This window comes from Agromyces fucosus (genome assembly GCF_004134865.1).
GTDB classification, from domain to species: Bacteria; Actinomycetota; Actinomycetes; order Actinomycetales; family Microbacteriaceae; genus Agromyces; species Agromyces fucosus.
The window spans coordinates 355,167-368,029 of record NZ_SDPO01000001.1; the positions used below are offsets into that span (position 1 = coordinate 355,167).

The 12,863-nt window shown below is 70.8% G+C and carries 13 protein-coding genes; 8 read left to right on the forward strand and 5 right to left on the reverse strand.

The genetic code is table 11. From position 1 onward, the window contains the following. Positions 1 to 8: 8 nt before the first annotated feature. Complete coding sequence (locus ESP57_RS01745) at positions 9 to 1,607, reverse strand: ABC-F family ATP-binding cassette domain-containing protein (RefSeq protein ID WP_056008929.1); 1,599 nt, start codon at positions 1,605 to 1,607, stop codon at positions 9 to 11. A gap of 137 nt (positions 1,608 to 1,744) precedes the next feature. Between ESP57_RS01745 and ESP57_RS01750 the strand changes: the two genes are divergently transcribed. Then, positions 1,745 to 2,860 (forward strand): winged helix DNA-binding domain-containing protein, encoded by a 1,116-nt coding sequence (locus ESP57_RS01750; RefSeq protein WP_165877353.1) that lies wholly within the window; start codon positions 1,745 to 1,747, stop codon positions 2,858 to 2,860. Positions 2,861 to 2,920: 60 nt separating this feature from the next. On the opposite strand, the gene ESP57_RS01755 is transcribed toward ESP57_RS01750, so the two are convergent. Both ESP57_RS01755 and ESP57_RS01760 read right to left on the reverse strand, forming a co-directional pair. Next, on the reverse strand, positions 2,921 to 3,484 hold the full coding sequence (locus ESP57_RS01755) for a YceI family protein (RefSeq protein ID WP_056008935.1): 564 nt from the start codon (positions 3,482 to 3,484) through the stop codon (positions 2,921 to 2,923). Positions 3,485 to 3,598: 114 nt separating this feature from the next. After that, the gene (locus ESP57_RS01760; RefSeq protein ID WP_129230361.1) at positions 3,599 to 4,771 is read right to left on the reverse strand and encodes a glycoside hydrolase family 3 N-terminal domain-containing protein; all 1,173 of its coding nucleotides are present in this window, start codon (positions 4,769 to 4,771) and stop codon (positions 3,599 to 3,601) included. A 120-nt stretch (positions 4,772 to 4,891) separates the two neighbouring features. Between ESP57_RS01760 and ESP57_RS01765 the strand changes: the two genes are divergently transcribed. From ESP57_RS01765 to ESP57_RS01790, 6 genes are all read left to right on the forward strand, one after another. Further along, positions 4,892 to 5,980 (forward strand): aggregation-promoting factor C-terminal-like domain-containing protein, encoded by a 1,089-nt coding sequence (locus ESP57_RS01765; protein WP_056008945.1) that lies wholly within the window; start codon positions 4,892 to 4,894, stop codon positions 5,978 to 5,980. Between the two features lie 17 nt (positions 5,981 to 5,997). Beyond that, a complete protein-coding gene (locus ESP57_RS01770; RefSeq protein ID WP_115957944.1) occupies positions 5,998 to 6,834 on the forward strand; it encodes an oxygenase MpaB family protein in 837 nt (278 codons plus the stop codon). Then, positions 6,831 to 7,325 (forward strand): Lrp/AsnC family transcriptional regulator, encoded by a 495-nt coding sequence (locus ESP57_RS01775; RefSeq protein WP_056008950.1) that lies wholly within the window; start codon positions 6,831 to 6,833, stop codon positions 7,323 to 7,325. The genes ESP57_RS01770 and ESP57_RS01775 overlap by 4 nt, the downstream gene beginning before the upstream one ends. 108 nt (positions 7,326 to 7,433) lie before the next feature. Continuing rightward, complete coding sequence (pdhA, locus tag ESP57_RS01780) at positions 7,434 to 8,567, forward strand: pyruvate dehydrogenase (acetyl-transferring) E1 component subunit alpha (RefSeq protein WP_129230363.1); 1,134 nt, start codon at positions 7,434 to 7,436, stop codon at positions 8,565 to 8,567. After that, positions 8,564 to 9,586 (forward strand): alpha-ketoacid dehydrogenase subunit beta, encoded by a 1,023-nt coding sequence (locus tag ESP57_RS01785; RefSeq protein WP_129230364.1) that lies wholly within the window; start codon positions 8,564 to 8,566, stop codon positions 9,584 to 9,586. The genes pdhA and ESP57_RS01785 overlap by 4 nt, the downstream gene beginning before the upstream one ends. Further along, on the forward strand, positions 9,583 to 10,992 hold the full coding sequence (locus ESP57_RS01790) for a dihydrolipoamide acetyltransferase family protein (RefSeq protein WP_129230365.1): 1,410 nt from the start codon (positions 9,583 to 9,585) through the stop codon (positions 10,990 to 10,992). The genes ESP57_RS01785 and ESP57_RS01790 overlap by 4 nt, the downstream gene beginning before the upstream one ends. Before the next feature lie 51 nt (positions 10,993 to 11,043). Here ESP57_RS01790 and ESP57_RS01795 read toward each other — a convergent pair whose 3' ends face one another. Both ESP57_RS01795 and ESP57_RS01800 read right to left on the reverse strand, forming a co-directional pair. Continuing rightward, positions 11,044 to 11,559 (reverse strand): hypothetical protein, encoded by a 516-nt coding sequence (locus ESP57_RS01795; protein ID WP_129230366.1) that lies wholly within the window; start codon positions 11,557 to 11,559, stop codon positions 11,044 to 11,046. A gap of 109 nt (positions 11,560 to 11,668) precedes the next feature. Continuing rightward, positions 11,669 to 12,166 carry a glutathione peroxidase gene (locus tag ESP57_RS01800; RefSeq protein WP_115957936.1) on the reverse strand — a complete coding sequence of 166 codons (498 nt, stop codon included), beginning with the start codon at positions 12,164 to 12,166 and terminating at the stop codon, positions 11,669 to 11,671. A gap of 98 nt (positions 12,167 to 12,264) precedes the next feature. Between ESP57_RS01800 and ESP57_RS01805 the strand changes: the two genes are divergently transcribed. After that, the gene (locus tag ESP57_RS01805) at positions 12,265 to 12,750 is read left to right on the forward strand and encodes a nucleoside deaminase (protein ID WP_235507680.1); all 486 of its coding nucleotides are present in this window, start codon (positions 12,265 to 12,267) and stop codon (positions 12,748 to 12,750) included. Positions 12,751 to 12,863 lie beyond the last annotated feature (113 nt).

Below are 12,863 nucleotides of genomic sequence, written 5' to 3' on the forward strand. Positions count from 1 at the left end.
CTGTACAGCTACGCCAGCTCGATGAGCTCCTGGTACTCGCGGCTCCAGTGGTCTTCCGTGCCGTCGGGCATGATCAGCACGCGCTCGGGGTTCAGCGCCTCGACGGCGCCCGGGTCGTGCGAGACGAGCACGACCGAGCCCTCGTAGTGCGCGAGGGCGTCGAGGATCTCGGCGCGGCTCGCGGGGTCGAGGTTGTTCGTCGGTTCGTCGAGGAGCAGCACGTTGGCCCCCGAGACGACGATCATCGCGAGCGCGAGTCGCGTCTTCTCGCCGCCCGAGAGCACGCCGGCGGGCTTGTGCACGTCATCGCCGGTGAAGAGGAACGAGCCGAGCACCTTGCGGGCCTCGGTCTCGGTGAGGTTCGGAGACGCGCTCACCATGTTCTGGAGCACCGAGCGCTTGACGTCGATCGTCTCGTGCTCCTGCGCGTAGTAGCCGACGCGCAGGCCGTGGCCGGCTTCGACGACCCCGGTGTCGGGCGCGTCGACGCCCGCCAGGATACGGAGGAGCGTGGTCTTGCCGGCACCGTTCAAGCCGATGATGACGACCTTCGACCCACGGTCGATCGCGAGGTCGACGGCGGTGAAGATCTCGAGCGAGCCGTAGCTCTTCGAGAGGTCGGAGGCCGTGATGGGCGTGCGGCCGCAGGGCGCGGGCGTCGGGAAGCGGAGCTTCGCCACGCGGTCGACCGCGCGCACCTCTTCGAGGCCGGCGAGCAGCTTCTCGGCACGGGCGACCATCTGGTGCGCCGCGGCGGCCTTCGAGGCCTTGGCACCGAACTTCGCGGCCTGCAGCTGCAGGACTCCCGCCTTCTTCTCGGCGTTCATCCGCTCCTTCTTGCGGCGCTCCTCGTCAGCGGCACGCTGACGCTGGTAGTGCTTCCAGCCCATGTTGTAGATGTCGATCGCCGAGCGGTTCGCGTCGAGGTAGAACACCCGGTTCACGACCTCGCCGACGAGCACGACATCGTGGGAGATCACGATGACGCCGCCCCGGTAGTTCTTCAGGAACTCGCGGAGCCAGACGACGGAGTCGGCGTCGAGGTGGTTCGTCGGCTCATCGAGGATCATCGTCTCGGCGTCGGAGAAGAGGATGCGGGCGAGCTCGATGCGGCGTCGCTGACCGCCGGACAGGGTCTTCAACGGCTGGTCGAGGATGCGGTCGGGCAGGTTCAGGTTCGAAGCGATCGAGGCGGCCTCGGCCTCGGCGGCGTATCCGCCGAGCGCGTTGAAGCGGTCGGTGAGATTGCCGTACTTCTTCATCGCCCGTTCAGCGACCTCGGGGTCGTCACTGCCCATGTTCAGGCTCGCCTCGTGCATGCCGAGTGCGATCTGGCCGAGCCCGCGCGCGTCGAGGATGCGGGTGCGGGCGAGCATCTCGGGGTCGCCCGAACGCGGGTCCTGCGGGAGGTACCCGATCTCCCCGCTGCGATCGATGCGACCGCCGGTCGGCAGCGTCTCGCCCGCGAGCGTCTTCGTGAGGGTGGTCTTGCCGGCGCCGTTGCGGCCGACGAGGCCGATCTTGTCACCGTCGGAGACGCGGAAGTCGACGTGCTCCATCAGCACGCGCGCACCGATGCGGATCTCGAGATCATGAACGGCGAGCACGGGGGTTCCTCCGAAACGGACGGGGTGGGATGGCGTGCCGAGCGGCACAGCCTCCCAGTCTATCCCGCTGGGCGGGGTGGCGAACGTCGTCGGCCTTCATCGGGCGGGATGTCACAGGCATCCGGCAGACTCGCAGCATGACGATGGATGCCTCGGGCGCTTCGATCTCGGCGGTGCGCGCGGCCCGGCTGGCCGCCCAAGGTCTCGACGACGGCTTCGACTCCCCAGCCTCGGCGGTCGAACGCCTGGTCTGCCTGCAGGCACAAGACCTCGCCGCCGCGAAGTGGGTGCTCGGGGCCCGGGTCGCCGGCACGACCGAGGCGACGATCGACACGGCCATCGACGAGCGAGAGCTGCTGCGCTCATGGCCGATGCGCGGCACCCTGCACTTCGTCGCACCCGAGATGCTCCGGCCGATCCTCAGCCTCACAGCGGCGCGACTCATGCAGCGGGCGGCGAAGACCCACCGTGACGAGGGCATCGACGACGAGGTGCACGCCGTCGCCCGCCGGGTCGCGGTGCACGAGCTCGAAGGCGGGCGCGCCGCGACGCGAGACGAACTGCAGGCCGCCTGGACTGCAGCGGGCATCGACACCACCGGCCAGCGCGGATACCACCTCATCTGGCGCCTCGCGAACGAAGGGCTGCTCTGCTGTGGCCCGGTCGAGACCCGCGCGAGACAGCGATTCGTGCTGCTCGACGAGTGGTCGCCACGCCGGTCGGACGAACCCGAAGACGCCGACGAGATCCTCGGACGCCTCTTCGCAGCGTACGCACGCGGCCACGGTCCGGTCACGGTGCGCGACTTCGCCTGGTGGACCGGGCTCACGCTGACGCTGGCGCGCGTCGCGCAAGCCGCGGCCGGCGACGCGGTGATCCCGTTCGACGCCGAGCGCTTCGTCGCCGCCGACGCCCCCTCGGCACCGACGGCGGGGGCGCCTGTCGAGCCGACGGGCCGCCACGTACTCGCTTCGTTCGATGAGTACTTCCTCGGCTACGGCGACCGCACGGCGTTCTGCTCCGACGTCGACGCCCTGCGCGTCGTACCCGGCAAGAACGGCCTGTTCCTGCCGATCCTCGTCGCGGATGGCGAGGTCGTCGGCACGTGGCGCCGCGCACCCGAACGCCGAGGCACGACGTCCATCGAAGTGAAGCGGTTCCGTGGCCGGCCCGCGGTGAGCGGATTCCGACCGGCGTTCACGCGCTGGGCCGCATTCTGGTCGACCGAACTCGGTGAGATCACGACCGGGTGAACCGACGACGAAGGGCCGGGTGCCGAGGCATCCGACCCTTCGTGAGCTTTCGCTCGACGCTTACTGCTCGAGCGCGGCCTGGAGCTCGAGGGTGATCGTGACCTGGTCGCCGAGGAGCACGCCGCCGGTCTCGAGCGCTGCGTTGTACTGCAGGCCGAAGTCCTCGCGGTTGATGACGGTCTTCGCCGTGGCGCCGCCCTTGTAGTTGCCGTAGGGGTCGCCGCCGAAGCCGCCGAACTCGAAGTCGAAGGTGACCGGCTTCGTGATGCCGCGGATCGTGAGATCGCCGTCGACCTTGAAGTCGCCCTTCTCGACGCGCACGCCTGTGGAGACGAAGTCGATGGTCGGGTAGGTCTCGGCCTCGAAGAAGTCGCCGGTGCGCAGGTGGGCGTCGCGGTTCGGCTCGTTCGTGGTGACCGAGGCGACCTCTGCGGATGCGGTGACGCTCGAGTCGAGCGGGTTCTCGGCGGTGATGAACGTGGCGTTGAAGCGCTCGAACTTGCCCTTGACCTTGCTGATCATGATGTGGCGGATGCTGAAGCCGACTTCGCTGTGAGTGGGGTCGATGTTCCAGGTGCCAGCGCGGTAGCCGGGGATCTCGATCGTCGGTGCAGTCGTCGTCATGTTGGGCGGTCTCCCGTGTTCGGTGTCGTGGCGGCCGTTCGGCCACGACTATGCAAACGCATGGAGAGTCGGCATATTCCCGTCGGGTGGAAATGTCTCAGGAAGTTCTCCGGTTCAGCTCGCGAGCGTGCGTCGCAAGGTCAGGACCCGTTCGACGGCGTCATCGAGTTGTTCCGCAGTGATGCGCCCCGACTGCACCCCGCCGGCGATCGCGCCCACGAGGCCGTCGATCGAGATGCCCATCGACGCGGGATCAGCGGGGAGCACGTAGAGCAGGAGGTCGGCGCCGGCGGCCACCGCACGCACGGCGTTCTCGCCCGGATCGGCGAACTCGGCCAGTCCGTTGTGCTGCAGCATGAGCATGTCGTCGGTCACGACGACGCCGTCGAATCCGAGTTCGTCGCGGAGGAGGCGGTGCCACTCGGGTGAGAGCGAGGCCGGAGCCGGGTCGACGGCGGGGTAGCTGAGATGACCCGTCATCACGAGTTCGGCCCCCGCGTCGATGCCGCTCGCGAACGGCAACGCGGGGCCGGCCCGCCATTCGTCGATGGTCAGCGGCGCAGACGGCACGCTCGAGTGGGAGTCTCCCGGCGCCGCCCCGTGGCCGGGGAAGTGCTTGAGCGTGCTCGCGACGAGCCCCTGCTCCCCCGCCACCGAGCCCGCGACCCGTTCCGCCGAGCTGGCCGGGTCGGTGCCGAGCACGCGGCCGAAGATGAAGGAATCCGGGTCGGCGGTGACATCGGCGACGATCCCGAAGTTCACGTTGACGCCGCTCGTGGCGAGCGTTCCCGCGCGGGCGGCGTAGGCCGCGTTCGCAGCGGCCGGCGGATCGGCACGCAGGTCCTCGGCGCCGGGCGCTCCATCCCAGGGCAGCCGCTGCACCTCCCCGCCCTCCTCGTCGATGCCGATCAGCACGGGGGCCTCGGGGTCGGCCTGCACGGCGGCGGTGAGCGCTCCGAGCTCTGCCGGGCCCGCCGGCACGTTGTCGCCCATCAGGATGAGTCCTGAGACGCCCGCGTCGACGTAGGCCCGCAACGGCGCGGGGTCGGTACCGGGCGCATGCACCATGAGGAGCGCCGCGGCCTTCTGCTCCGTCGTGAGCTGCGACATCCGCTCGTCGACCCACGCGGCGATCGGGTCGATCGGGGCTGCCGTCGGGCCGGGCGTCCGCGTCTGGTCGGTCGGCCTCGAGGGGCCGTCGCCGGCGGGAGGCCCGGCGCACGCCGTCAGCGCGACCAGCACCGCCGTCATGACGAGCGGCAGTCGTGCAGTTCGGGTGGCGCGCATTCGAACGACTCTACGGTGCGTGTCCGAACGAGCGCCGAGAGTCGTCGTGGGTAGACTCACCGCCTCGAAGGGGGTCTCGTGCGAGCTGGACCGAGGTACGCGGTAATCGCGGCGGCACTCGTGGCCGCGACGCTGGTGCTGCCCCCTGCAGCGGCCTTCGGCGAGGACTATCCCAGCTGGGAGGAGGTCGCCGCCGCCAAGCAGGACGTCACGGCGCGCGAAGCCGAGGCGACGCGCATCAGCGGCCTCGTCGCCTCGCTCGAGACGACCGCCGCCGCGCTCGGCGACGCCGCCGTCGCGGCAGCGGGCGAGTCGGCTGCCGCTGCAGCGGCACATGCAGCGGCCGAACAGCGGGCCGCGACCCTCGACGGCCAGGCGACCGCAGCGGACGCCGAGGCCACGGCATCGGGTGAACGACTCGGGCGGGTCGGCGCGATGCTGGCACGATCGGGCGGAGCGGATGTCACGCTGCGGCTCCTCCTCGCCGACGACACGTCGACCGACCTGCTGCAGGGGCTCTCGCGTGCGGCACAGCTCGCGAACATCTACGGCGGGGTCGCCGACCGGGCCGAGGCCGCGAAGGCCGAGTCCGCCTCGCTCTCGGCACAGGCCGACGTCGCCGAGCAGGAGCGAGCGCGCCTCGCGGAGGCCGCCGCGGACGCCGCAGAAGCAGCCGAGTCGGCGCATGCGGCCGCCGAGGCCGAACTCGCCGCGCAGCGTGTCGTCGTCGACACGCTCTACGCGCAACTCGCGAGCCTGCGCGACAGCACCGCGGTGCTCGAACGGCAGTACCGCGCCGGCGAAGAGCTCCGGCAGGCCGAGGAGGCCCGCCGACTCGCCGCCGAAGCAGCGAGCGGCGACACGGTCGACGTCGGCGGCGCTCCGCCGCCCGGCGTCGTCGTCGACGTCGCCGGGGCGAAGGCCTACGCAGCGTCCGCCGTCGCACGCTACGGCTGGGGCTCGGGCGAGTACCAGTGCCTCCTGAAGCTGTGGACCCGCGAGTCGAGCTGGCGCGCCGACGCCTACAACGCCTCGAGCGGCGCCTACGGGATCCCGCAGTCGCTGCCGGGCAGCAAGATGGCCAGCGCGGGCGCAGACTGGCGCACCAATGCCGCCACGCAGATCGAGTGGGGCCTCTCGTACATCGCCGACCGCTACGGCGCCCCGTGCGGTGCGTGGGCCCACTCGGAGCGGTTCAACTGGTACTAGCGGTACAACTGGTACTGATGCATGCCGACACGAACGACGACGAACTCGCGGTCTTCCGACGCCACGGCGCCGAAGGCGTGCTGCTCCTCGGCGGCGGCGCCGCGATCCTGCTCCAGCTCGCCGATCCCCGCGTCGCGCGCGGCGTGGCCCGGCACAGCGGGTTCCGCGATCGCCCGCTCGATCGACTGATCGGCACCCTCGACTACGTCTACGCGATCGGCTTCGGCGACGAGGAGGTCGCCGCCGAGGCGGTGCGCGCCGTGAACCGCCGCCATGCGCCCGTGCGTGGTGACGCCGAGGGCGGGCAGCCGGCGTACAACGCGTTCGACGCCGACGCCCAGCGCTGGGTCGCGTCGACGCTGCTCGCGGTCGCGCTCGAGCTGCACGAGCGCCTCGAGGGCCCCTTGCCCGAGGCGACGGCCGACGTCATCGTGCGGGGCTACGCTCCGCTCGGCATGCGGCTCCAGGCCGCCGGGGAAGGCTGGCCCGAGACCAGGGCCGAGTTCGACGCCTGGTGGACGGCGCAACTCGGCGCCCTCGAGGTGGGCGACGACGCCAGGTCGGTCGCGAGGAGCCTGCTGACCGGGACATCCGCTCTGCCGTTCGGCGCCGGCCTGCTGCTGCCGCTCGTGCGACTCATGACGGCGGCACTGCTGCCCGCTCCGGTCCGGGCCGCCTACGGGTTCCAGTGGACACCGCGCGTCGAACGAGTCGCGAACGGATGGCTGGGCGCCATCGCCGTGGTCTGGCCGTTGCTCCCCCGCGTCATCAGGCACGCCCCGCTGCGGGCATCCCTTCGCCGCGCGAAGCGTCGCAGCCGGTACGCTGGAACCGAGCAACGAGGACGAAGATGACCCAGTCAGTACCGCACCGCAACGATGCGCTCGACAGTATCGACCGCAGCATCGTCGCCGAGCTGAGCCGCGACGGTCGTCTCTCGGTGCGGACCCTCGCGGAGCGCGTGCACATCTCCCGCACCGCGGCGCACAACCGCGTGCAGCAATTGCAGCAGCGCGGCGTCATCACGGGCTTCGGCGCTCACATCGACCGCAAGGCGATCGGCCTGAACATCTCAGCGCTCGTCGTGGTGCGCATCGGCGAGGTCTCGTGGGAGGAGATCGCGGCAAAGCTCGCGACGTTGCCGTTCGTCGAGAAGGTGCAGGCGGTCTCGGGCGACATCGACATCATCCTCACGGTGAGCGCGCCCGATCACGAACAGCTGAGCCAGGCGATCCTCCGCGACATCCACGACATGCCGGGCGTCGTGTCGACTCGGTCGCACCTGATCCTCGCCGAGATCGAGGGTCACCCGCCCGCGCAGACCCTGGACATCTGGCGCACCTGACGCCCTCCATCGCGGACGAACGGCCGCGCTTTCGGGCCCGCGGAGCCGTTCGTTCACGGTTGTTCGAGACCGCCGTCGCGGCGCGCGAGAGTGTCCGACGATGAGGTCATGAGCCTCAATGTCGAGCATGCATCCGTCCGCACCCTGCCGAGTGAGAAGCCACTGCGCCTCCTCGACAATGCCGGTCACGCGGTGACCGGTGCGGCGACCGGCGGGTTCGGCCTGCCGAACACCGAGACCCTGCTCGAGCTCTACCGCAAGATGGTCGTCGCCCGGCGCTTCGACGTGCAGGTCACCGCGCTCACGAAGCAGGGTCGCCTGGCAACCTATCCCTCGGCGTACGGCCAGGAGGCCTGCGAGATCGGCGCGACGGCGGCGCTCACCGCGCAGGACTGGCTCTTCCCGACCTATCGCGACAGCATCGCCCTGCTCACCCGCGGCATCGAGCCCGCCGACATCCTGCAGTCCTTCCGGGGTGACTGGCACAACGGCTACGACCAAAACGCTCACCGCACCGCCGCACAGGCCACCCCGCTCGCGACGCAGGCGCTGCACGCCGTCGGCCTCTCGCACGCGGCACGCCTGCGCCACGACTCGATCGTCGCGCTGACCTTCCTCGGCGACGGCGCCACGAGCGAGGGCGACGCCCACGAGGCCTTCAACTTCGCGGCGGTCTGGCAGACGCCCACCGTCTTCGTCGTGCAGAACAACCAGTTCGCGATCAGTGTGCCCCTCGAGCGGCAGACCCGCGCCGCGACCCTCGCCGACAAGGCCGTCGGGTACGGCATGCCCGGCTATCACGTCGACGGCAACGACATCGCGGCGATGTACGCCGTGACGAGCGCCGCCGTCGAGCGCGCCCGCAGCGGCGGCGGCCCCACCCTCATCGAGGGCGTGACGTACCGCATCGAGGCCCACACGAACTCCGACGACCCGACCCGCTACCGCGCCGCGCGCGATGTCGAGCACTGGAAGCGCCGCGACCCGATCGAGCGACTCGAGAAGTTCCTGGTCTCCGAGGGCGCGCTCACCGAGGCCATGCGCACCGAGATCACGGATGCCGCCGAGGCCCTCGCCGCGCGCACGCGCGACGTCATGACGACCGAGGCCGAGCTCGATCCGCTCGAGCTCTTCGACCACGTCTACGGGCGGGAGCGCGCCGCACTCGTCGAACAGCGCGCCGCACTCGAGGCCGAGATCGCCGCCGGCGCCTTCGCGAGCCACGAGGGAGCCGCACGATGACCGCGACCGCGACGAGCTCCCCGGCCGCCGAGGCCTCCGCCCCGACGCAGCTGACGATGGCGGGCGCGCTGAACGCCGCGCTTCGCGACGCCATGGCGGCCGACGACCGCGTCATCGTCTACGGCGAAGACGTAGGGCCGCTCGGCGGCGTGTTCCGCGTCACCGACGGCTTGCAGGCGGAGTTCGGCGACCACCGCATCTGGGACTCGCCGCTCGCCGAGTCGGGCATCATCGGCACCGCCGTCGGCATGGCCATGTACGGCATGCGCCCCGTCGTCGAGATGCAGTTCGACGCGTTCAGCTACCCCGCCTTCGAGCAGATGGTCTCGCACGTCGCGAAGATGCGGAACCGCACGAAGGGTCGGGTGACGCTGCCCATGGTCGTGCGTATTCCGTGCGCCGGCGCCATCGGCGGCGTCGAGCACCACTCCGACTCCTCCGAGTCGTACTGGGCGTCGACGCCCGGCCTCACCGTCGTCATGCCGTCGAACCCCGCCGACGCGTACTCGATGCTGCGCGAGGCGATCGAGAGCGACGACCCCGTCGTCTTCATGGAACCCAAGAGCCGGTACTGGTCGAAGGCCCCTCTTGCACTGCCCGTCACGACGGCGCCGATGGACCGCGCCGAGGTCGTGCGCGAAGGCACCGACGTCACGCTCATCGGCTACGGCCCGACGGTGCGCACCGCGCTCGAGGCCGCCGACGCCGCCGCAGCCGAGGGCCTCTCGATCGAGGTCGTCGACCTCCGGAGCCTCTCCCCCTTCGACGACGCCACCGTGAGCGCCTCGGTTCGCAAGACCTCGCGCGCCGCCGTGATCCACGAGGCCGCGCAGTTCGGCGGCTACGGCGCCGAGGTCGCCGCACGGGTCACCGAGCGCAACTTCCACCACCTCGCCGCGCCGGTGCTGCGCATCGCGGGCTTCGACATCCCGTTCCCCTCGCCGAAGCTCGAGGAATACCACCTGCCGACCGCCGACCGGGTGCTCGCCGCCCTCGACACCTGGGAGTGGGACGCATGAGCCGCGAATTCATCCTGCCCGACCTCGGTGAAGGGCTCACCGAGGCCGAGATCGTCGCCTGGCTCGTCGCGCCGGGCGACGAGGTGACGATCGACCAGGTCGTCGTCGAGCTCGAGTCGGCGAAGTCCGTCGTGCAGCTGCCGACGCCGTTCGCGGGCGTCGTCGAGTCGCTCGGCGGCGAGGTGGGCGAAGTGCTGCATGCCGGCACCGTCCTGCTGACGCTGCGCAGTGACGCTGAGGTTCCGGATGTCGCCGAGCCCGCCGAACCCGGCATCGTGACGAGCGAGACCGCGCTCGCCGAGGAATCGGGCGCCGTGCTGATCGGCTACGGCACCCGGCAGTCGACCGTGACGAAGCGGGCGGCCTCGGCGCCGGCACGCTTCGGGCGTCGCACCGGCGGCGGCGTCTCCGCACCAGGTGCCGGCGGGGCGGGGTCGACCGGCCCCCGCTCGAACGGTGCGGCACGGCTCGATGCCGCCCGTCGCTCCCCCGTCGTCTCACCCATCGTGCGACGTCTCGCCCGTGAACACGGCTTCGACGCGAGCCAGTTGCTCGGGTCCGGTCACGACCATCTCGTGATGCGACGCGACGTGGAGTCGTTCATCGCCGAGCAGGAGTCACCGACGGCCGCCGACGTCGGCGAGGCATCCGCTGGATCTGCGACGACGCTGCCGACGACGCCCGAAGCCGTCGCTTCCCTCGCGGCCGACCGCGAGGGCGACCGGCGCGTGCCGCTCGACCGCATGGGCCGCGCCGCCGCCGCGCACTTCTCGCGTTCCCGCCGTGAGATCCCCGAGGCGACCGTCTGGATGGACGTCGACGCGACGGGCCTCCTGGCCGCGCGAGGGCAGTTGCGGGAGGCGACCGGCGAGCGGTTCGGCATCACCGCGCTCATCGCGCGATTCGTGATCGCGGGGCTCGCGAAGCACCCCGCCCTCAACTCCAGCTTCGACGCGGAACGCGAGGAGCTCGTCTATCACTCGGCCGTGAACCTCGGCCTCGCCGCGCAGACCCCGCGAGGCCTGCTCGTACCCGTCGTGCACGGCGCCGAGCGGATGCCGCTGCGCACGCTGCGCGATGCGATCACGGCCCGCACCGAGGAAGCGGCCACCGGCGTGTTCCCGCCGTCGGCATTGACTGGGGGCACCTTCACGCTCAACAACTACGGCACGCTCGGCGTCGACGGCTCTGCGGCGATCATCAACCACCCCGAGGCGGCGATGCTCGGCGTCGGCCGCTTCATCGAGCGCCCGTGGGTGGTCGACGGCGCCCTGACCGTGCGCACGGTGACGGAGCTCACGCTGTCGTTCGATCACCGGGTCTGCGATGGCGCCGAGGCCGCGGCGTTCCTCACGTTCGTGGCGCGATGCATCGAGCGCCCGGTCTCCGTGATGGCCGAACTCTGACATCCGTGCGGGGCAGGCGCCTCGCTCGTGGAGCTGCGTGCTCCGCTGGGATCAGAAGAAGTCGTCGGGGGTGCCGGCGGCGCGCTCGACGTCACGGGTGTCCTGGGCTCCGGCCTTGAGCTTCGCGACCGCGACGCGCAGGCCGGACTCCATCTGGGCTGCCCACGCGTCGGACTCCCGAGCCGTCTGCTCGGCGGCGCGGGCGCGGGCCTCGCTCGCCGCTGCAGTGTCGCGCGCATCCTTCACCTGCCGGAGCGCGAGGGAGATGCCGTAGTACGCGGCGACCATGGTGGCGATCGGCGCCGCGATGATCGCGAGCGCGCTGATCGCCGCTCCGGTGGGGCTGAAGGCGATGAGAAGCGCGAACGCGAGGAAGAGCGCGACGATCGCCGCGAGCACCACGAGCATGAACCGCAGGTCGCTGCTCCACTTGCGGCGCTCGGCAGGATCCTTCGCCGCAGGAGCCGACGACGTGGTCGGCTCACCTGCCGGCGGCGGTGCGAAGTTCGGCAGGGCAGTGGTCGTCGCCGCCCCGTCGTCGATCGGACGTGTGTACGCGTCGGACATTCGTGCTCCGCTCCCCTAGGCATTCGGATCAACCCCCCAATTGTGGGCCGGGTGCGCCGAAGGGTCAAGGTGCCGCGCGGCTCGCCTCGGAAGCCGGTCGGCTCCGAGTTCAGGCGGCCTTCGCCTCGGCGAGTCCCGCCTCGATCGCGGCGATGACCGCAGGATCGTCGGGCTGCGTCGTCGGGCGGAACCGCTGCACCTCGCCGCCGGGCTGCACGACGAACTTCTCGAAGTTCCACTTCACTCGGCCGGCCTTGCCGTTGCCGTCTGCAACCGTGGTCAGCTCGGCGTACAGCGGATGCCGGTGGCGCCCGTTGACCTTCACCTTCTCCATCAACGGGAAGCTGACGCCGTACGTCATCGAGCAGAACTCCTTGATGTCATCGCTGTCACCCGGCTCCTGCCCGGCGAACTGGTTGCACGGGAAGCCGAGCACCGTGAACCCGCGATCGCCGTATTCGCGCTGCAGCGCCTCGAGCTTCTCGTACTGGGGCGTGAGGCCGCATTTCGAGGCGACGTTGACGATCATGACGACCTGATCGGCGTACTCGGCGAGTGAGGTCGGTGCGCCGTCGATGGTCGTGAGGGCGATGTCTCTGATGTCCACGGTCCGAGCCTACGTGGGGCCGCGGCATCCGACGACGCATTCACATCGAATGCGAAGTCATGGTTCCGTGCCGGCACGAAGCGCGGCAGACTCGCTCTGTGGGCATCACCGACGAAGACCTGGCGTTCCTCGATCGCGCCGTCGCACTCGCACGTGAGGCGGCCGCCGACGGTGACGGAGCGTTCGGCTCCGTGCTCGTCGACGCCGCCGGCGTCGAGCGCTTCGCCGACCGCAATCGCGAGACCACCCTCGGCGACGAGACCAGGCATCCCGAGTTCGAGATCGCGCGCTGGGCTGCGGCCAACCTGACGACGACCGAACGGGCCCGATCCACCGTGTACACGTCGGGCGAGCACTGCCCGATGTGCTCGGCCGCGCACGCATGGGTCGGCCTCGGGCGCATCGTCTACGCGGCGTCAGCGGCGCAGATCGTCCAGTGGCGAACAGAAGTCGGCATGGCGCCGTCCCCGGTGGCCGTCCTCCCGATCACGACCGTCGCGCCCGGCCTCATCGTCGACGGGCCCGCCGAGCGATTCGCGGACGAGCTCCGCTCGCTGATCGTCGGCTCGGCGACGAACGCCTGATCCGCGCTCCCACAGCCGGGAGCGACCGCCGGTGTCAGCGCTCCGCGATACGGTCGGACGGCACGGCTCGAGGTCGTGAGGTGACGAGCGGTGCGCGCACGTCGACTACCCGC